The organism is Streptococcus sp. oral taxon 431, assembly GCF_001553685.1.
Taxonomy (GTDB): Bacteria; Bacillota; Bacilli; order Lactobacillales; family Streptococcaceae; genus Streptococcus.
Genome location: NZ_CP014264.1, coordinates 922,553 through 941,041, shown reverse-complemented (window position 1 = coordinate 941,041; position 18,489 = coordinate 922,553). Strand labels below are relative to the sequence as shown.

Annotated in this window: 19 protein-coding genes, 1 pseudogene and 1 other annotated feature; of the genes and pseudogenes, 6 read left to right on the top strand and 14 right to left on the bottom strand. The window is 37.6% G+C overall.

From position 1 onward, the window contains the following. Positions 1 to 86 precede the first annotated feature (86 nt). Positions 87 to 452 carry a 50S ribosomal protein L7/L12 gene (gene rplL, locus AXE83_RS04430; RefSeq protein WP_001196968.1) on the bottom strand — a complete coding sequence of 122 codons (366 nt, stop codon included), beginning with the start codon at positions 450 to 452 and terminating at the stop codon, positions 87 to 89. Between the two features lie 76 nt (positions 453 to 528). Then, positions 529 to 1,029, bottom strand: a complete 501-nt coding sequence (gene rplJ / locus AXE83_RS04425; RefSeq protein ID WP_060955590.1) for a 50S ribosomal protein L10 — start codon at positions 1,027 to 1,029, stop codon at positions 529 to 531. Positions 1,030 to 1,067: 38 nt separating this feature from the next. Further along, positions 1,068 to 1,203 (bottom strand) — a sequence feature (ribosomal protein L10 leader region). Between the two features lie 176 nt (positions 1,204 to 1,379). Between rplJ and AXE83_RS04420 the strand changes: the two genes are divergently transcribed. Continuing rightward, positions 1,380 to 1,907 (top strand): ECF transporter S component, encoded by a 528-nt coding sequence (locus tag AXE83_RS04420; protein WP_060955589.1) that lies wholly within the window; start codon positions 1,380 to 1,382, stop codon positions 1,905 to 1,907. A gap of 18 nt (positions 1,908 to 1,925) precedes the next feature. Beyond that, positions 1,926 to 2,441, top strand: coding sequence for a transcription repressor NadR (locus AXE83_RS04415; RefSeq protein ID WP_060955588.1), 516 nt, complete (start codon positions 1,926 to 1,928; stop codon positions 2,439 to 2,441). On the opposite strand, the gene AXE83_RS04410 is transcribed toward AXE83_RS04415, so the two are convergent. From AXE83_RS04410 to uvrB, 9 genes and pseudogenes are all read right to left on the bottom strand, one after another. Then, complete coding sequence (locus tag AXE83_RS04410; protein ID WP_060955587.1) at positions 2,438 to 2,905, bottom strand: 8-oxo-dGTP diphosphatase; 468 nt, start codon at positions 2,903 to 2,905, stop codon at positions 2,438 to 2,440. The genes AXE83_RS04415 and AXE83_RS04410 overlap by 4 nt on opposite strands. A gap of 22 nt (positions 2,906 to 2,927) precedes the next feature. Further along, entirely contained in the window at positions 2,928 to 3,359 is a 432-nt protein-coding gene (locus tag AXE83_RS04405) for a hypothetical protein (protein ID WP_060955586.1), read from the bottom strand. After that, positions 3,356 to 3,880 (bottom strand): hypothetical protein, encoded by a 525-nt coding sequence (locus AXE83_RS11415; RefSeq protein WP_223299870.1) that lies wholly within the window; start codon positions 3,878 to 3,880, stop codon positions 3,356 to 3,358. Before AXE83_RS11415 ends, AXE83_RS04405 begins: the two co-directional genes overlap by 4 nt. Continuing rightward, positions 3,858 to 4,409, bottom strand: a complete 552-nt coding sequence (locus AXE83_RS04395) for a hypothetical protein (protein WP_060955585.1) — start codon at positions 4,407 to 4,409, stop codon at positions 3,858 to 3,860. Before AXE83_RS04395 ends, AXE83_RS11415 begins: the two co-directional genes overlap by 23 nt. Next, positions 4,406 to 5,032, bottom strand: coding sequence for an NAD(P)H-dependent oxidoreductase (locus AXE83_RS04390; protein WP_060955584.1), 627 nt, complete (start codon positions 5,030 to 5,032; stop codon positions 4,406 to 4,408). Before AXE83_RS04390 ends, AXE83_RS04395 begins: the two co-directional genes overlap by 4 nt. A gap of 94 nt (positions 5,033 to 5,126) precedes the next feature. Beyond that, positions 5,127 to 5,624 (bottom strand): GNAT family N-acetyltransferase, encoded by a 498-nt coding sequence (locus AXE83_RS04385; protein ID WP_060955583.1) that lies wholly within the window; start codon positions 5,622 to 5,624, stop codon positions 5,127 to 5,129. Positions 5,625 to 5,638: 14 nt separating this feature from the next. Then, positions 5,639 to 5,725 (bottom strand): annotated as a pseudogene (locus AXE83_RS10550) (UvrB/UvrC motif-containing protein); the annotation flags it as partial. Between the two features lie 30 nt (positions 5,726 to 5,755). Further along, positions 5,756 to 7,645: a DNA/RNA helicase domain-containing protein gene (locus AXE83_RS04380; protein ID WP_060955582.1), complete on the bottom strand. Its 1,890-nt coding sequence runs from the start codon at positions 7,643 to 7,645 to the stop codon at positions 5,756 to 5,758. A 13-nt stretch (positions 7,646 to 7,658) separates the two neighbouring features. Further along, complete coding sequence (uvrB, locus tag AXE83_RS04375) at positions 7,659 to 9,647, bottom strand: excinuclease ABC subunit UvrB (protein ID WP_060956367.1); 1,989 nt, start codon at positions 9,645 to 9,647, stop codon at positions 7,659 to 7,661. Between the two features lie 180 nt (positions 9,648 to 9,827). Between uvrB and AXE83_RS04370 the strand changes: the two genes are divergently transcribed. The 3 genes from AXE83_RS04370 to zwf all read left to right on the top strand — a co-directional run bounded on the left by AXE83_RS04370 (position 9,828) and on the right by zwf (position 14,582). Beyond that, complete coding sequence (locus AXE83_RS04370; protein ID WP_060955581.1) at positions 9,828 to 12,002, top strand: ABC transporter substrate-binding protein/permease; 2,175 nt, start codon at positions 9,828 to 9,830, stop codon at positions 12,000 to 12,002. After that, a complete protein-coding gene (locus AXE83_RS04365; protein WP_049503260.1) occupies positions 12,002 to 12,742 on the top strand; it encodes an amino acid ABC transporter ATP-binding protein in 741 nt (246 codons plus the stop codon). The genes AXE83_RS04370 and AXE83_RS04365 overlap by 1 nt, the downstream gene beginning before the upstream one ends. Before the next feature lie 352 nt (positions 12,743 to 13,094). Further along, complete coding sequence (zwf, locus tag AXE83_RS04360; RefSeq protein WP_060955580.1) at positions 13,095 to 14,582, top strand: glucose-6-phosphate dehydrogenase; 1,488 nt, start codon at positions 13,095 to 13,097, stop codon at positions 14,580 to 14,582. Between the two features lie 39 nt (positions 14,583 to 14,621). Here zwf and ftsY read toward each other — a convergent pair whose 3' ends face one another. From ftsY to AXE83_RS04345, 3 genes are read right to left on the bottom strand one after another with little or no spacing between them, the layout of a single operon-like run. Further along, complete coding sequence (gene ftsY / locus AXE83_RS04355) at positions 14,622 to 16,067, bottom strand: signal recognition particle-docking protein FtsY (RefSeq protein ID WP_060955579.1); 1,446 nt, start codon at positions 16,065 to 16,067, stop codon at positions 14,622 to 14,624. 3 nt (positions 16,068 to 16,070) lie between these two features. Beyond that, positions 16,071 to 16,889 carry a Cof-type HAD-IIB family hydrolase gene (locus tag AXE83_RS04350; protein WP_060955578.1) on the bottom strand — a complete coding sequence of 273 codons (819 nt, stop codon included), beginning with the start codon at positions 16,887 to 16,889 and terminating at the stop codon, positions 16,071 to 16,073. After that, positions 16,889 to 17,680, bottom strand: a complete 792-nt coding sequence (locus AXE83_RS04345; RefSeq protein WP_060956366.1) for a Cof-type HAD-IIB family hydrolase — start codon at positions 17,678 to 17,680, stop codon at positions 16,889 to 16,891. Before AXE83_RS04345 ends, AXE83_RS04350 begins: the two co-directional genes overlap by 1 nt. 333 nt (positions 17,681 to 18,013) lie before the next feature. Here AXE83_RS04345 and AXE83_RS04340 point away from each other — a divergent pair, with 333 nt between their 5' ends. Next, positions 18,014 to 18,481, top strand: coding sequence for an 8-oxo-dGTP diphosphatase (locus AXE83_RS04340; protein WP_000136624.1), 468 nt, complete (start codon positions 18,014 to 18,016; stop codon positions 18,479 to 18,481). Positions 18,482 to 18,489: the final 8 nt, after the last annotated feature.

Below are 18,489 nucleotides of genomic sequence, written 5' to 3'. Positions count from 1 at the left end.
AAATTAATTTATCAGTTTCTAAAATGTGTTCACGATTCTAAAAGGCTGATACTATAGTATTCCGATTTCTAATTGGTATATGCCTCTTATTTAAGAGTAACTGAAGCTCCAGCTTCTTCCAATTTAGCTTTGATTTCTTCAGCTTCTGCAGCTGCAACGCCTTCTTTGATGACACCTGGTGCACCATCAACAAGTTCTTTAGCTTCTTTAAGACCAAGACCTGTGATTTCACGTACAACTTTGATAACGCCGACTTTCTTGTCGCCTGCAGCTGTCAATTCAACGTCAAATGAATCTTTAGCAGCTTCTTCAGCACCACCAGCAGCAGCTACAGCTACAGGAGCAGCTGCAGTTACACCAAATTCTTCTTCGATAGCTTTTACAAGGTCGTTCAATTCAAGGATTGAAGCTTCTTTAATTTCAGCAATAATGTTTTCAATGTTCAATGCCATTGTTATTTCCTCCAAATAAGTTTTAAAATTAGTTTTTTATTTTTTTTGTAGCTAGGCTACGCTGCGTAGCTTAAGATTAAGCTGCGTCTTCTTTGCTTTCTGCAACCGCTTTGACTGCAAGAGCAACGTTGCGCACTGGCGCTTGAAGTACAGAAAGGAGCATAGAAAGAAGTCCTTCGCGGTTTGGAAGAGTTGCAAGAGCAACGATTTCTTCTTTTGATGCGACAGCGCCTTCGATTGCACCACCCTTGATTTCAAGTGCGTCAGCGTTTTTAGCAAAGTCGTTCAAGATTTTCGCTGGAGCGATAACATCTTCGTTAGAAAATGCTACAGCAGATGGTCCAACAAATACAGATGCAAGTTCTGCAAGTCCAGCTTTTTCAGCTGCACGACGTAAGATTGAGTTTTTAATAACTTTATACTCAACTTCGCTTCCACGAAGCTCACGACGAAGAACTGTATCTTGTTCAACTGTCAAACCACGAGCGTCTACAACGACGATTGATGCAGCAGCTTTCATTTTTTCAGCTACTACGTCAACTAGTTCCGCTTTTTTAGCAATAATTGCTTCACTCATTAGTGTGTTCACCTCCGTAATTATTTTGCTTGGGGAATTTTTCCAAAAGAAAAACGCGCCCAAACCTAGACACGAAAGTACAATACGCTTCTTTTTACATGATACGTTTTGTCCTCGGTAGGATATTTATGAGTCGAGCTCCCCTACTGTCTTAGGCAGTTTTTTCAAACCGTATATAAGTATACCACACTACTTTGTTTAGTGCAAGAGTTTTTTTCTTATTTTTTAAAAAATTTATTTATTTTTTAACCTTATTTCAAGATAATCTCATCAAAAATCAATTTTAGTTCTTGACTTGTTTGATTTTTTATTGTACTATACAACTGTATATACAGTTAAAAGGAGTTATTATGAATACACAAAAGAAAACACAATTCATGACCTTAACCGCATTGCTAACAGCTATCGCTATTTTCATTCCTTTGGTGATGCCCTTTAAAATTGTCATTCCTCCCGCTTCCTACACTTTAGGAAGTCACGTTGCTATTTTTATAGCTATGTTTCTCTCGCCATGGATGGCTATCTTTGTTATTATAGCTTCTAGTTTAGGATTTCTCATGGCTGGGTATCCGATTGTCATTGTACTTCGCGCCTTTTCCCATATCTTTTTTGGAAGTCTGGGTGCTTTCTATCTTCAAAAACATCCTCAAACCTTGGACAATAAGAAATCTTCATTGATTTTTAACTTTGTACTTGGTTTGGTTCATGCTATTGCTGAAGTTTTGGCTTGTATGATCTTTTATGCTAGTACTGGAACTGACTTAAAAAATATGTTCTATGTCTTGTTTGTATTAGTTGGATTTGGTACTATTATCCATAGTATGGTAGACTATTACCTAGCCTTGGCTGTTTATAAAGCATTGAGAAAACGCCGTTAAGCGTTAAGAAAGAAGAATATGACAAAAAATCGAAAAGAAGCACTTTTACAACTGTTAAAGGAGTCTCAAAAACCTCTAAATGGTCAAACTTTAGCAGACCGTTTTCATGTAACCCGCCAGATTATCGTTCAGGACATTGCAGTACTGCGTGCTGATGGTGCTCCGATCTTATCAAGCAATCGTGGCTATATTTATAAAGAAAATAAAACCAATCCTTATGTTCACAAACTTTTTAAAGTTAAGCACGAGATGGAAGAAATTGGTCAAGAACTTCTAGCTATCGTCGATAATGGGGGACGTGTTCAGAATACCTTGATTGATCATCCTGTCTACGGTGAAATTGAAACCTTGCTCAAACTCTCTTGTCGCCGGGACGTTCAGCATTTTTTAGAGCAAGTCGAAAGGTCTGACTTTAGACCACTTTCTGAATTAACAGATGGCGTCCATTATCACCTAGTCGAAGCTGAAAATGAACAAGACCTCCTCTATATCGAGAAGGCCTTGGATAAGTTAGGTTATTTAGTAAAGGATTAGAAGGTTTTCTTTTCCCATCCATCTTCTGTACGGTGACGATAGAAAAATTCTGACTTATCAGGAGCTTCCATCATCTCCATCAAAGGTAACATATCATAGGCCAGATCCAAATTTGGAATCTGGTCTTTTTGCACCCAGGACACTTCTCCTTCTTCAGATGATTGGAGAGTACCGGTGAACTCAGTCGCTTTATAACAAAAGACAATGTAGCGCTCACCTGAGTCTAAAGGCCAATTTTTTATACCGACCAGTTGAGGATTTTTAATAGTCAGACCTGTTTCCTCGTAAATTTCACGAATAACAGATTCTGCAAAAGCTTCTCCATTTTCAACATGACCTCCTGGAAAGGCATAGCCAGACCAGCGATTGGTTTCAGGCGATCGATACTGCATAACCACGCGCTGATTTTCAAGGTCTTCTATTAGACAAATATTAGTTAGAATGGTTAATTGTGCTCGAGACATACATAGACTCACTTTCTAATGTTTAATTTTCCACATACTTAACTTTAGACTTCATAATCAAAGGATTAACTAAGTCGTGATATTCATGAATTTCATGGAGCAAAGATCCTCTAATAATTCTAATTTCCTTTTCTTTACTATTCACCTGATAGTCTATATTGATAGGCATAGATGAATCTGGGACCATGGAAAAGAAGAAAAATGTCATAAACCAGATCAAGAGTGCAATGAAGCCGCTGAGAGTCTGAAAAATTAGATGATGCCATTGAAAGATTCTAGATTTATAAAAGATAGTCCACGGATGGATAAATAAGGTCAAGCAAAGACCAAAAAACCAGAGATTCCACAAGACTGGTGTAAAGGCTAAACCAAAAAGCCCTAAGATAAAATGAATCAGTACAAATACCAGGCACAAAAGATAAATAAACCTAAATACAGTTAGATGTTTCATCATGATTGACTCCTTTTCTTTTCAATATATTTCATCGCTATAGTTATAATAGATGCCAAACTGAAAAAGATCAGATAAGTTGCTATTGGAAACCAAATGTAACGGTGATCTAGGGATAAGAGAGAAGGTAAAATTCCTTTACTATTTTTCCCGCCAATACCAATAAAAAGATGAACCACTAGACCGATACTATTAAGATAGATAAATAAATCTGCATATCTTTTTATCGTCATTCTTGTCCTAGTCAAGTCTAGGAACCAATAGTCAAATAATCGATACACTAGACAAAAAAGATTTATATATATTGGAAAACTATAGTTGATATCTCTGTATGGCGACGGAATAGGAAGGAGTTTAAAAACAAGATTGACACCTAGCCCTATTCCTAAGATTAGACCAAATACCAAGAAGAAACCTAATAATTTATGAGAATTCATCCAAAGCTGAAGATTTTCTTTCCTTGAAAGAATCTTTTTTGTATTTGACTTTCTTTTGTTACTTTTATTTGATTGTATTTTTCCCATTTTCTTCTTTTCTCTTTTTCTTTTCAATATACTTGGAAATTATAATTGTCACAATAGGCACTAGAAAGAAAATGAAATAAGTAACGAGGGGAAACCAGATATAGCGATAGTCTAATGCCCATATCGGAAGTAGTCTTCTTCCTCTTTTAGAGGTCATCCCAATCGTTAACTGTAATACACAAGCAATTCCGTTAGAATATAAAAACACTTCTGCAAAATTTCGCAAGGAAATCCAGTCTTTCCTAAAGTTACGAAGGAAAGTATGATAAGATGCATTCACCAAAAGAACGATATTTAAATAAAGTGGAAAACTATAATGCAGTTCCCGATAGGGACTTGGAATAAGGGTTGTTCCGTACAATAAATATAATATTCCTAGAGCAGAAAAGAACAGAACGCTTGCATCAAGGATCCAGGCAATTGTTGAATGTTGCACAAACCACAGATTCATGCGGTCTAGTAAACCAATCTTTCGATTTGATTTCTGGTGTTTTTTTAATATTTTCTGTCTCTTACTTTTTTGTTTCATGATAGTTTTTTAACTTCTTCTGCTACTTTTTGGAGATGCTCTTCACGCATACTTGCTGTATTCACATCCCGTCCAACTTCACCTAGTACGCACACGCGCTTGGTTTTAATCCCACAGTGATTCAAGACCGCATTTTTCAAAACAGAGATGCCATAGCTATCTGGAATGTTGATAGGACCCGAAAAGATCTTGTACCACCAAGTGGGCGCCATGGAGGTTGCGTAAATACTGGCTGTTTTCCCTTTTAATAACTTTTTAAACTGCTTGCCTCTTAGATAATTCCAGATAAAACTTCCCTGGTCATTGGCAAAGTAGGCAATTCCAGGTGTGAAGACACGATCAATCCAGCCTTTCATGAGGCTAGGCATACTACTCCACCAGATAGGATAAATAAAGATGAAATGATCTGCCCATTGGATTAATTCCTGAGAATGAAGGATAAAAGAATCTTCTTCCATACGTTTTCGATAACCATAACGTAAAACAGGGTCAAAATCTTCTTCATTAAGATTGATGACTTCAAGCTCATGATGCCTTGAGTCAATATTTTCTACAATGGTTTGAAAAATAGCCTGACAATAACTTTCCTTATCCGGGTGTCCATTGATGACTAGAATTTTCATTCATCTTCTCCTTCATCTCTTTGTTTCATTCTATCTATTTCACTTTTTATACCTTATTAGTTGATAATGGTTCAAAGATTGATAGATACGTTCTTTAGGAATTTTTATTTGAAGAACACATCATCCTCAATTCCTTAACAGGCTTTCCAAGTTTAAGTATTTTTTCTTGGCCATCAAAAGTAAAACCCATTTTTTGATAAAAAGCAATAGCTCGCTTATTATCTTTCAATACCCATAAATAAATTTCAGAGAAATGATCAAGAGCAACAAATGCAGCATGCATTAACTGTTCACTCACACCTTTTCCATAGTAATCTTTTAAAACATATAAGGCAATGATTTCACCAGCTTGAATGGCCTCATCACGAAAATTTCCATAGCTGATAAATCCAACGACCTTCTTTCCATCCATCGCAATCAAGGTATTTTCTGGATACTTTTGACTAAAGAAACGACATCTATCTAATGTCATCGTCTCCTGAAATTCCGCGGGTAAAAGATCGTCATAAGCTTCTCTCCACTTTTGCCAGTGAACGAGGGACTTCCCTTCTATCTCTTCAGGAGTTTCCATTGTTTTAATGATAATCTTCATTCGCTTTATCCTATCTAACCCAACGCCTTGACTTCCAACATCATATCACGTATTTGCGCTGCCAACTCAAAGTCAAGCACTTCGACGGCTTCTTGTATTTGTTAAAAATTAATATACTATTTTACAATCAATTAATTTTTGTCAGCAGGAAATATTTTGAGTAAAAACTCCCTTAGTTTATCATCCTCAATATAAACCATTTGCCCATATACTGCTCTTGTTAATAAAATATAATAAGCATTTTTGACATATTCATCAATTTCTTCTACTCCCTTTTTAGCTCCTCTATCAAAAAAACAATCTCTATTAACTGTGATAAGTTGTGTTTCACAATTTAGACTTATATCTTTGCCAATAAAGACAGATGTAAAATCTACATCATAACCATGAATATCATAGACACTTCCCACTCTCTTAGAATGAGTTGAATATTCTCTAAATTCTTTTCCTTTCATACTCCATTGTAGTACCTCTCCAGTAGATTCAATCTTAATAAATTCATAATCATTTGCTTTTTTTACTGGTTTGCAGTACCCAGCCAAACGAAGTGATTTTTTTTCGGAAAATTTAAACTGCTTATCTGGAACATATTTCACCCATTCTTCTATATTTCTTGCAATTTTAAAATATTCTTTTTCTCCTAAATCTTTATATTTAGAAACAAAGTGATCATCCAATTCTTTTTGAGATTCTATTCCTAACAGATCTTTTATAAATTTTATAAACTTATTTGCAAATTTACTATCATTACCTTTTAAAATTCTGAGCTGTGGTTCTAATTCAGGAGTATTATTAACAACACTCTGTACATCTTTAAAAGTTTTTTCAACATATTTATTATCAACTTTTCTTAAACATTGAGTATTATTATAAGAAATTATTAACTGTGAATCATCGAATTCTTTTTTGATATAGTCTAAAACAGATGGACACGGTAGTTTTTCAAACTCTTCCTTAGTTAAATATTTTTTATTATTAGAAATTCCATTAATTTTTTTCAAAAGATCTGTATCAAGCTTTGCACCTGTAGGATACATTAAATCCGTTGTTATTCTAGTTGTTCTCTGGGCTTCATCAATAATTATATAATCATACTTCTTTTTTGGTTCTGTTAATTGATTAAATGTAACTATATCAATATTGTTATCGTCCAGTTTCAATCCGTAACTAGTTAAAATTTTTTCAAATCGATCTCTATGTATATTCCTTACAAATATAGCAATTTGAGAATTAGGTCTTTCTAATTTTAAATGAGCAATAATATGTAATAATAGTACAGTTTTTCCTGTTCCAGCTCCTCCTTTAATAAAATGAACACGCTTACCACTTGGTTTTAAAATCTTTTTTAAAATGGCATTTTGATTTTTCGTGAGTTCAAAGAATGGACTCTCTGCAAATAGACATGAAGTAACCCTCTCTAAGTTAAGTTTATCATCAATAAATTTACTCTTCTTTAAAAAATTAAGAATATTGTTGATTACATTTTTTTCAAGTTCTTCTCTTGAATATTGATTTTTTCCTGACTCATTACCTCTATCTTTGTTTGCAAGTAATTTACCAACGTAATCTCCATCTTTATTCATGTTTACAAAATTTAAAAAATTAAATTCTTCAATAAAAGTTAAAATTAAAATTTTTTCAATATAGTTTAAGTTTTGAGATATATTCTCCCCATAAAAAGCAATATAGTCGCCACCTTTAAAAGATTCAAATCGTTTATCATACTTTTTATTTAATTCTTCTTTACCTTCTTTTATAAGATATCTCTCTATTTTCTTACTATGCTCTTCAGTTCTTCTACTCACATCAATAGTCTGACCAATGTAATACTTTCTTCCATCACTTTGAATAGGAGATATATAAATATATATCAAAGGAAAGTCAGATAGTGCTCTAAAATCTTCATCAGAAATCTCAGGAATAATTTTATCATTGAGTTTAGCTCTAACATATTTAAATTTGGGATTCTCTTTTGGATATTGACCCCAGCATGGAAATTCATTATTTTCTGTAATCTTCATAAGCTCCTCCTATCTAACCCAACGCCTTGACTTCCAACATCATATCACGTATTTGCGCTGCCAACTCAAAGTCAAGCACTTCGACGGCTTCTTGCATTTGTTTTTCCAGTTTCTTGACTAGTTCTTTGCGTTCTTGTTTATTGAGGCTATTGATATCGACTTCCTTGTCCTCTTCTTTAGCCACAGTTTTTGTGACAGAGATAAGGTCTCGGATTTCCTTCTTAATAGTTTGTGGGACAATGCCATGTTCTTCATTATAGGCCATCTGAATTTTACGACGACGAGCTGTTTCATCAATGGCTTTTTGCATAGACTGAGTCATAGTATCAGCATACATGATGACATGCCCTTCACTATTACGAGCTGCACGTCCAATGGTCTGAATAAGACCACGTTCATTTCGGAGGAAGCCTTCCTTGTCAGCATCGAGAATAGCAACCAGACTTACTTCAGGAATGTCAATCCCTTCACGAAGGAGATTGATTCCAACCAAGACATCAAAGACTCCTAATCGTAAATCTCGGATAATCTCTGTCCGCTCTAAAGTCTTGATATCCGAGTGCATGTACTTGACCTTGATCCCCATTTCCTTGAAGTAGTCTGTCAAGTCTTCTGCCATTTTCTTGGTCAAGGTTGTAATAAAGGTACGCTCGTTCTTTTCAACTCGGGCATTGATTTCCCCCAGGAGGTCATCAATCTGTCCCATGGTTGGACGCACTTCTACCTCAGGATCCAAAAGACCTGTTGGACGAATGATTTGCTCAATCACGGTGTCCGTTTGTTCCATCTCGTAATCACCAGGTGTCGCTGAAACGTAGACAATTTGGTGGACATGACTTTCAAACTCTTCACGACGGAGGGGACGGTTGTCCAAGGCAGACGGCAAACGGAAACCGTAGTTAACCAACATTTCCTTACGTGAACGGTCTCCATTATACATTCCTTTGATTTGCCCCATAGTCATGTGACTCTCATCTATCATAATCAAAAAATCATCCGGGAAGAAATCAAGAAGGGTGTACGGTGGCTCTCCTTCGCTTCGTCCATCCATGTGACGTGAGTAGTTTTCGACACCATTGGTATAACCCATCTCACGTAGCATCTCGATATCGTACTCTGTCCGTTGTTTCAAGCGTTGCGCTTCGAGGAGTTTGCCTTCCTTCTCAAAGATAGCTAACTGCTCCTCCAACTCGGCCTCGATCTTAGCAATAGCTACTTCCATGTGGTCATCATTAGTCACAAAGTGAGTAGCTGGAAAAATAGCCAAATGATCCACTTCGCCCAGAACTTGACCAGTTAAAGCTTCGACTTCACGGATGCGATCGATCTCATCGCCGAAAAACTCTACGCGAAAGGCATGCTCATCACGAGAGGCTGGGAAAATCTCCACCACATCTCCACGAACACGGAATCTTCCACGCTGAAAATCAATGTCATTGCGTTCGAACTGAATATCAACCAAGTCATTGAGCAGTTTATCTCGAGAAATCTCAAGACCTGGACGGAGACTAACGACACTATCAGCGTATTCCTTAGGCGAACCCAAACCATAAATACAAGATACAGATGCTACAACGATGACATCGTTACGCTCCAAGAGTGCTGAAGTCGCGGAGTGACGAAGTTTATCAATCTCATCGTTGACTGAACTATCTTTTTCGATGTAGGTATCGCTCGATGGAACATAAGCTTCCGGCTGGTAGTAATCATAGTAAGATACGAAGTACTCAACTGCATTTTCAGGGAAAAATTCCTTAAACTCCCCATAGAGCTGGCCTGCTAGCGTCTTATTGTGGGCGATGACTAGGGTTGGTTTATTAATTTTAGAAATCACCTGGCTCATGGTATAGGTCTTTCCTGTACCAGTCGCCCCCATCAGGATTTGGGCCTTTTCTCCACCCTCAATGTTATCTACCAACTGCTCAATAGCCTGCGGTTGATCCCCAGACGGTTGGTATTTAGATACGAGTTTAAATTTGTTGTCTGTAATTCTATTGATCATAATTGCCTCATACATCTTTTCTATCCTTCTATTTTACCATAAAAAGGATCGACTTACTGATTCTCAACTTCTTGCCATTTAGTATCTCATGTCACATCTTCTTACATAAAAGCACTAAATATTTGCCAACTTTTTTAGTTTCTGCTATAATGGTTAAATATTCTAAAAAGGAGACTAAACATGAAGAAAAAAATCCTTGCATTTTTATTATTTTTATTTCCCTTATTCTCTCTAGGCTATGTTAATGCGGACACTATCAAGATTGTTAGTGATACTGCTTATGCGCCCTTTGAGTTTAAAGATACAGACCAGACTTATAAAGGAATTGATGTCGACATCATCAATAAAGTCGCTGAGATAAAAGGATGGAATATCCAAATGTCTTATCCAGGCTTTGATGCTGCTGTCAATGCGGTCCAAGCAGGGCAAGCAGATGCGATCATGGCTGGTATGACAAAAACCAAAGAACGTGAAAACGTCTTTACCATGTCTGATACATACTATGATACAAAAGTTGTCATCGCAACGACTAAGTCTAATAAAATCACTAAGTATGAAGAACTAAGTGGTAAAACTGTTGGTGTTAAAAACGGTACTGCTGCACAACGTTTCCTAGAAAGTATCAAAGATAAATATGGTTTCACTATCAAAACCTTTGATACTGGGGATTTGATGAATAACAGTCTCAGTACAGGTGCTGTAAATGCCATCATGGATGACAAACCAGTTATCGAGTACGCTATTAACCAAGGGCAAGATCTCAGTATCAACATGGACGGAGAAGCCGTTGGAAGCTTTGCTTTCGGTGTTAAAAAAGGCAGCAAGTACGAATACCTAGTTACAGAATTTAACGAAGCTTTAGCTCAGATGAAAAAAGATGGTAGCTTGGACAAAATTATCAATAAATGGACAAACTCTTCTAAAACTAGTTCACAAGTGACTTCTCTCACTTCTACTACAAGCGCAGGTCAAAAAGCTACTCCAGTTAAATCAAAATACGTTATCGCTAGTGATTCTTCATTTGCACCATTTGTCTTCCAGAACTCAAGCAACCAGTACACTGGTATTGATATGGACTTGATCAAGGCTATTGCCGAAGACCAAGGTTTTGAAATTGAAATCACCAACCCAGGTTTTGACGCTGCTATTAACGCAGTTCAATCTGGTCAAGCTGATGGTATGATTGCTGGTATGTCTGTTACAGACGCTCGTAAAGAAACCTTTGATTTCTCTGATTCTTACTATACAGCTAATACTATTCTTGGAGTTAAGGAATCAAGTACGATTTCTTCTTATGAAGATTTGAAGGGTAAAACCGTTGGTGTAAAAAACGGGACGGCTTCTCAAACCTTCCTAACTGAAAATCAAAGCAAATATGGTTATAAAATTAAAACCTTTGCAGATGGTTCATCTATGTATGACAGCTTGAATACTGGTGCAGTTGATGCTGTGATGGATGACGAACCCGTTCTTAAATACTCTATCAGTCAGGGTCAAAAATTAAAAACACCAATCGAAGGTACTCCAATTGGTGAAACTGCTTTTGCAGTTAAAAAGGGAAGCAATCCTGAATTGATTGAAATGTTCAACAACGGTCTTGCAAATCTTAAAGCAAGCGGTGAATTCCAAAAGATTCTTGATAAATACCTTGCAACTGATTCAACAAGTGAATCATCAACTGTTGACGAAACTACTATTTGGGGCTTGTTGAAAAACAACTATAAACAACTCCTCAGCGGACTAGGAATTACCCTTTCTCTAGCTCTAATTTCCTTTGCAATTGCGATTGTTATTGGGATTATCTTTGGTATGTTTAGCGTTAGTCCTTATAAATCACTTCGTCTCATTTCGGAAATCTTTGTCGATGTGATTCGTGGTATTCCATTGATGATTCTTGCTGCCTTTATCTTCTGGGGAATTCCTAACTTTATCGAATCCCTTACAGGTCAACAGAGTCCAATCAATGACTTTGTCGCTGGTACAATCGCCCTCTCGCTAAACTCAGCTGCCTACATCGCTGAAATTGTTCGTGGTGGTATTAAGGCTGTTCCTATCGGACAAATGGAAGCTAGTCGAAGCCTTGGTATCTCTTACAGTAAAACCATGCGTAAGATTGTCTTGCCACAAGCAACCAAACTTATGCTTCCAAACTTTGTCAACCAATTTGTTATCGCACTTAAAGATACAACTATCGTATCTGCAATCGGGCTAGTAGAGCTCTTCCAGACTGGTAAGATTATCATCGCCCGTAACTACCAAAGTTTCAAAATGTATGCAATTCTCGCAGTCTTCTATCTTGTGATTATCACTCTTCTTACTAGACTTGCAAAACGCTTAGAAAAGAGGATTCAATAATGGCTAAATTAAAAATCGATGTCGATAATTTACATAAGCAATATGGTAAAAACAAAGTCCTTAAAGGAATTTCAGCAAAATTCTATGAAGGAGATGTTGTTTGTATCATTGGACCTTCTGGTTCAGGTAAATCAACTTTCTTGCGTAGCTTGAATCTCCTTGAGGAAGGTACAAAAGGTCATATCACGGTTAATGGTTATGATTTGACGGATAAAGCAACCAACGTGGACCACGTTCGTGAAAATGTCGGAATGGTTTTCCAGCACTTCAATCTTTTCCCACATATGACGGTATTAGAAAATATCACTTTCGCTCCAGTGGAGCATAAGTTGATGACTAAGGCCGAAGCTGAAAAATTGGGAATGGAACTCCTTGAAAAAGTTGGATTGGCTGATAAGGCTAATGCAAATCCTGAAAGTCTATCAGGTGGACAAAAACAACGTGTGGCTATCGCTCGTGGCTTGGCTATGAATCCTGACATCATGCTCTTTGACGAACCCACTTCTGCCCTTGACCCTGAGATGGTCGGCGACGTTCTTAACGTTATGAAGGAATTGGCTGAACAAGGCATGACTATGATCATCGTAACCCACGAAATGGGATTCGCCCGCAAGGTTGCCAATCGTGTAATCTTTACTGCTGACGGTGAATTCCTCGAGGACGGAACACCCGACCAAATCTTTGATAACCCACAACATCCTCGTCTTAAAGAATTTTTAGACAAGGTTCTAAACGCCTAGAGGCAGGGCTAAAAGTCTTTATAATCAAAAAACGCATTGTATCAGGTGTTAAAAGCTTGATATTATGCGTTTTATTGTAGAAAGATTTACTTCGGTTGCTCCTAATACTCAATGAAAATCAAAGAGCAAACTAGGAAGCTAGCCGAAAGCTGTACTTGAGTACGGTAAGGCGACGCTGACGTGGTTTGAAGAGATTTTCGAAGAGTATGAAATTGAGTTTTGCCTAACCTCTTAGTATAGACGTATTGGATTTTTGGTTTTTTTAGAAAATTATGATAAAATAAAGGATATGAAAATGGGGATTCCTCATGCCTAGGATATCTAGGAAAGTAAATAGAAATTAGGTAGCTGGATGTCATCTAAAGTTATTGTTACAATTTTCGGTGCAAGTGGAGATTTGGCTAAACGCAAGCTCTACCCTTCACTTTTTAGACTTTACAAATGTGGTAATCTATCTGATCATTTTGCAGTGATTGGAACTGCTCGTCGTCCTTGGAGTAAAGAGTATTTCGAATCTGTTGTTGTCGAATCTATTTTGGACTTGGCAGATAGCGCAGAAGAGGCTCAAGCATTTGCTAGTCATTTTTACTACCAAAGTCACGATGTTAATGACACTGAGCACTATATTGAATTACGTAAGCTTCAGGCTGAATTAAACGAAAAATATCAGACTGAGCACAACAAACTCTTCTTCCTCTCAATGGCACCTCAGTTCTTTGGTACCATCGCCAAACACCTCAAGTCAGAGCAAATCGTTGACGGTAAAGGCTTTGAACGTTTGATTGTTGAGAAACCTTTTGGAACAGACTATGAAACTGCAAGCAAACTAAACGAAGAACTCCTTGCTACTTTTAACGAAGAGCAAATCTATCGTATCGACCATTATCTTGGTAAGGAAATGATTCAAAGCATTTTTGCCATTCGCTTTGCCAATATGATTTTTGAAAATGTTTGGAATCGTGAGCACATCGATAATGTTCAGATTACCTTTGCAGAGCGTCTAGGTGTTGAAGAACGTGGTGGCTACTATGATGAGTCTGGTGCCCTTCGTGATATGGTTCAAAACCATACCCTACAGCTTCTGTCACTTCTTGCTATGGACAAGCCTGCTAGCTTTACAAAGGATGACATTCGCGCAGAGAAAATTAAGGTCTTCAAGAACCTTTACCACCCTACAGATGAGGAGCTTAAAGAGCACTTCATCCGTGGCCAATATCGTTCTGGTAAAGTCGATGGCATGAAATACATTTCTTACCGTAGCGAACCAAATGTCAACCCTGAATCTATGACAGAAACATTTGCTTCAGGTGCCTTCTTTGTAGATACTGATCGCTTCCGTGGTGTACCTTTCTTCTTCCGTACAGGTAAACGCCTAACTGAAAAAGGAACACACGTGAACATTGTCTTCAAACAAATGGATTCTATTTTCGGAGAACCATTAGCACCGAATGTGCTTACCATCTACATCCAACCGACGGAAGGATTCTCTCTTAGCCTTAACGGTAAAGAAGTTGGAGAAGAGTTCAAACTTGCACATAATTCGCTTGACTACAGAACTGATGCTACAGCTACAGGTGCTTCACCAGATCCTTATGAAAAGCTAATCTACGATGTATTGAATAACGATTCAACTAACTTTAGCCACTGGGAAGAAGTTAGCGCTTCTTGGAAATTGATTGACCGTATTGAAAAGCTTTGGGCTGAAAACGGGGCTCCACTTCATGACTACAAGGCTGGTAGCATGGGACCTCAAGCTAGCTTTGATCTCCTTGAAAAATACGGAGCTGAGTGGACTTGGCAACCAGATATCGCCTATCGTAAAGATGGTCGTTTAGAATAATCAAAAACAATCCTGCAAGAATTCTTGCAGGATTTTCGTTTATATCAAACCTTCTAGAAGGCCCTTCATAAAGTTTTCAGAGTTAAATTCACCGATATCATCGATTTTTTCACCAAAACCAATCAACTTAACAGGAATATTGAGTTCCTCACGGATAGCCAGAACAACACCACCTCGGGCAGTTCCATCAATCTTGGTTAAGACAATTCCTGTAACAGGAGTAATTTTTGAAAACTCTTTGGCTTGTACAAGAGCGTTTTGACCTGTTGAGGCATCCAGAGCTAGGAAGGTTTCATGCGGAGCTTCTGGCACAACACGTTTAATGATACGACCAATTTTTTCCAACTCTGCCATCAAGTTTTCCTTGTTTTGTAAACGGCCAGCTGTATCAATCATCAAAATGTCAACACCTTCTGCTACTGCACGTTCCATCCCATCAAAGACAACACTAGCTGGATCTGCTTTTTCAGGCCCAGTAACCACAGGAACATCTACACGACGGCCCCATTCTGCTAGCTGAGCTACCGCACCGGCACGGAAGGTATCCGCAGCAACAAGCATGACTTTCTTGCCAGCTTGTTTGTAGCGGTGAGCTAATTTACCGATTGAAGTTGTTTTCCCGACACCATTAACACCTACAAAGAGCATGACTGTCAAGCCATCTTGGAAGTTAATGCTTTCATTGTATTGTCCATCTTTTTCGTAAAGCTCTACCAATTTTTCGATGATCACACGACGGAGAACATCTGGTTTCTTGGCATTTTCAAGCTTGGCTTCATAACGCAATTCTTCAGTGAGATTTGAAGCTACCTGTACACCAACGTCACTCATGATTAAGAGTTCTTCTAGTTCTTCGAAGAATTCTTCATCAACAGAGCGGAAGTTAGCAAAGAAGGCATTCAAACGAGCACCAAATCCCGTACGAGTTTTCTTGAGACTACGGTCATACTTTTCCTGTACAGTCTCTTGAACTTGAGGAGTTTCTTCGCTTACTAGATCTTCTTCCACTTCTTCAGAAGTATCTGACTCCGTCTCGTCTGATTGAGCTTGATTAGCTTCTTCCTCGTCGCTATCACTTGAAGGTACTTCTTCGACTGGTGACTCAGGTTCTTCTGCAACAAACTCTGCTACCTCTTGAACTCTTTCTTCAGTTTCTTCAACTTTTGTTGACTCTTCCTGACAACAATGGCATTCAGTTTCTTCTTCAAGCTGAATTTCTTCATGAGGAGTTACTATTGGTTCAACTGTTTCTAGAGTTGTTTCTGCTACTGGTTCTTCCGACTCACTAGCTTCTTTAGAATAAGTTTCCTCAACTTCTGAACTTTGGTCGATTTCTTCAGTATTTTTCACTTCAACTTCTTCAGTTCCAAGTGCTTCAACTTCCTCGCTAGGTTCTGTCAGATCCAAGTTTTGCAAAGCTTCTTTAACGACTTCTTCGATTTTTGGTTCTTCTTTTCTACCAAATAAACGGTCAAATAATCCCATGCTTTAGTTCTCCTTCAGTACATATTTTTCAATGGCCCAAGCAACAGCTTCCTCGTCATTGGTCATAGGGGTCACCACATTTGCAACTTCCTTGACCTCAGGCACAGCATTTTGCATAGCAACACCTAGTCCTGCCCATTCAATCATAGAAAGGTCATTGGCCTCATCTCCACAAGCCATCACCTGACTTTGGTCAATTCCTAGATGGTCGATCAATTTAGCTAATCCAGTAGCCTTATGAACGTTCTTTGGTGACCATTCCAAAAGCATGTCGCGAGATTTAAAAATTTCATAATTGTTAAACAAGTCTGATGAAATGTTAGCAATTGCTGCATCCAGCGGTTCTTGGGCAAAGGCTGTCACACATTTATTATAAGTCATTTGACTAGACAAATCTCCAAAGTCAATTGGAACAAAAGTCAGAGCAGGATTAAATTTAGCATACAGACTCTCTTGATCTGATTGGATTTGGTAAACTGTACCTTCTGAAATGGCGTCTAAGGGAATGCCTAGTTTTTCAGTTTCCTCGTAAATACGTGTCACATCATCAATAGAGAATACTGTCTTATCGAGGATTTCACCCGTATTTTTCTGAACCAATCCACCATTAAAAGTGATAGTATACTCGTCATCATGGCCGTCTGTTCCAAGCTCTTTGAGGAAGAAATCCATAGCCTTGAGGGGACGTCCAGTTGTCAGTACCACTTTGACTCCTTGATCACGCGCAGCCTTTAAAGTTGCCTTAGTACGATCAGTCAATTTCTTGTCTGTCGTCAGCAAAGTCCCATCTAAGTCTAGGGCAATTAATTTAATATCTGCCATTACAATCCCTCCATATAAGCAATAACTGATTGGTCTTTGTGATGTCCGATAACTGTTTCAGCTAGTTCTAAAATCTCTGGACGAGCATTTTCAGGTGCGACTGGGTGCCCTACAACTTGCATCATGTGCAGGTCATTAAGATTATCACCAAAGGCCATCACCTGGTCCATATCTAGATTCAATTTCTTAGCCAATTCGACAATAGCGACTCCCTTATCAACATGGTCTAAAACGATATCAATGGATTCAAAGCCTGTCGTCATAGCCTTGACACCAGGAACATGTTCATTGACCCAAGCTTCTCCAGCGTCAACCGTTTCTTCAGTGAAGTTAGTTGTGAATTTGAAAATCTCATCGGTAATATCTTCTAAACTAGCTACTTTTTTGATATTTTCATTGTAATGATGGCTAAACATAAGATAGGTTTCGTCTACTGTGTCTAATACATAACAAGCTTTCTTACCAGTCAAGAGCATCTTCTTCTCATCAAAATAAGGTGAAGTCTTTAGCTTTTCAAATGTTGATAGGTAAAAATCACGAGGCATGGTTGCTTCATAAAGGTCCTCTCCATGAAAACGAACCAAACTACCATTTTCAGCAATAAAGATTATCTCATCTTTGACATCCGCAAAATGCTTTTCAAGTGACAAAAGCCCACGACCAGATGCAACAGCAAAATAGATTCCTTTTTCTTTATAAGAATGGAGCAACTTTTTCAGACGCTCCATATCAAATTGACCGGCACCATCCAAAAAAGTACCGTCCATATCCGTTGCTACTAATTTAATCATAAAATTCTTCATACTCCAATTAATAAATCTACCTTCTATTATACCATAGAAAAAGTAAAAAAAGACGTGCTGAATTGACACGTCTTTGTCTTCTATAAATAATCCCGTAGGGCCAATTTAAAGGCCAGGCTGATTTGCTTATCTTCTTTTATATCCAACCTCTCAACACTTTTCTTCCAAAATTCTTGATTGAAGTCTATTCTGAGAGTTCATCAGCTATTGCGTAAAAATTATCAATCTTTGGCTGAGATACATTTGTCACAACCATAAATAGTATATAGTTCTTGACATATAATCTTGCTTATGAAAAAATACTTGTTGGAGGTTAATAATATGACTGAAAAAATCAAAAACTGGGTTAATATTTGCGTTTTGAAAAATCAAGAAATTTTATTACTTAATAGACAGCACGATAATTTTCCTGGCTGGATTCCACCGGGGGGAAAAGTTGAATTCCCTGAAAGTTTTTTTGAAGCTGCATTACGGGAACTAAAGGAAGAAACTGGACTCACTGCATTAAATCTTGAATTAAAAGGAATTTCAGGCTTTACTAATTCAATTGGTAATGAGAGATTTGTCTTCTATGACTTTTTATGTACTCAGTTTACTGGTGAACTAAGCACATCTGCTGAAGGTGAGCCAAAATGGTGGAATCTAAAAGATATTGATAAAATACCAATGCAAGATGAAATAAGAAAAAGGCTACCACTTTATTTAAGAAAAGGAAGCTTTGAAAGTATTAACTATTGGGATGATAATAAAAAATGCATTAGTGAAAACAAAACAATTTTATTTGACTAATATTCTCT

What these genes read in the sequence shown, in the direction of transcription:
- rplL (WP_001196968.1), bottom strand. Translation starts at nt 452, where the DNA reads ATGGCATTGAACATTGAAAACATTATTGCTGAAATTAAAGAAGCTTCA.
- rplJ (WP_060955590.1), bottom strand. Translation starts at nt 1,029, where the DNA reads ATGAGTGAAGCAATTATTGCTAAAAAAGCGGAACTAGTTGACGTAGTA.
- AXE83_RS04420 (WP_060955589.1), top strand. Translation starts at nt 1,380, where the DNA reads ATGAATACACAAAAGAAAACACAATTCATGACCTTAACCGCATTGCTA.
- AXE83_RS04415 (WP_060955588.1), top strand. Translation starts at nt 1,926, where the DNA reads ATGACAAAAAATCGAAAAGAAGCACTTTTACAACTGTTAAAGGAGTCT.
- AXE83_RS04410 (WP_060955587.1), bottom strand. Translation starts at nt 2,905, where the DNA reads ATGTCTCGAGCACAATTAACCATTCTAACTAATATTTGTCTAATAGAA.
- AXE83_RS04405 (WP_060955586.1), bottom strand. Translation starts at nt 3,359, where the DNA reads ATGATGAAACATCTAACTGTATTTAGGTTTATTTATCTTTTGTGCCTG.
- AXE83_RS11415 (WP_223299870.1), bottom strand. Translation starts at nt 3,880, where the DNA reads ATGGGAAAAATACAATCAAATAAAAGTAACAAAAGAAAGTCAAATACA.
- AXE83_RS04395 (WP_060955585.1), bottom strand. Translation starts at nt 4,409, where the DNA reads ATGAAACAAAAAAGTAAGAGACAGAAAATATTAAAAAAACACCAGAAA.
- AXE83_RS04390 (WP_060955584.1), bottom strand. Translation starts at nt 5,032, where the DNA reads ATGAAAATTCTAGTCATCAATGGACACCCGGATAAGGAAAGTTATTGT.
- AXE83_RS04385 (WP_060955583.1), bottom strand. Translation starts at nt 5,624, where the DNA reads ATGAAGATTATCATTAAAACAATGGAAACTCCTGAAGAGATAGAAGGG.
- AXE83_RS04380 (WP_060955582.1), bottom strand. Translation starts at nt 7,645, where the DNA reads ATGAAGATTACAGAAAATAATGAATTTCCATGCTGGGGTCAATATCCA.
- uvrB (WP_060956367.1), bottom strand. Translation starts at nt 9,647, where the DNA reads ATGATCAATAGAATTACAGACAACAAATTTAAACTCGTATCTAAATAC.
- AXE83_RS04370 (WP_060955581.1), top strand. Translation starts at nt 9,828, where the DNA reads ATGAAGAAAAAAATCCTTGCATTTTTATTATTTTTATTTCCCTTATTC.
- AXE83_RS04365 (WP_049503260.1), top strand. Translation starts at nt 12,002, where the DNA reads ATGGCTAAATTAAAAATCGATGTCGATAATTTACATAAGCAATATGGT.
- zwf (WP_060955580.1), top strand. Translation starts at nt 13,095, where the DNA reads ATGTCATCTAAAGTTATTGTTACAATTTTCGGTGCAAGTGGAGATTTG.
- ftsY (WP_060955579.1), bottom strand. Translation starts at nt 16,067, where the DNA reads ATGGGATTATTTGACCGTTTATTTGGTAGAAAAGAAGAACCAAAAATC.
- AXE83_RS04350 (WP_060955578.1), bottom strand. Translation starts at nt 16,889, where the DNA reads ATGGCAGATATTAAATTAATTGCCCTAGACTTAGATGGGACTTTGCTG.
- AXE83_RS04345 (WP_060956366.1), bottom strand. Translation starts at nt 17,680, where the DNA reads ATGATTAAATTAGTAGCAACGGATATGGACGGTACTTTTTTGGATGGT.
- AXE83_RS04340 (WP_000136624.1), top strand. Translation starts at nt 18,014, where the DNA reads ATGACTGAAAAAATCAAAAACTGGGTTAATATTTGCGTTTTGAAAAAT.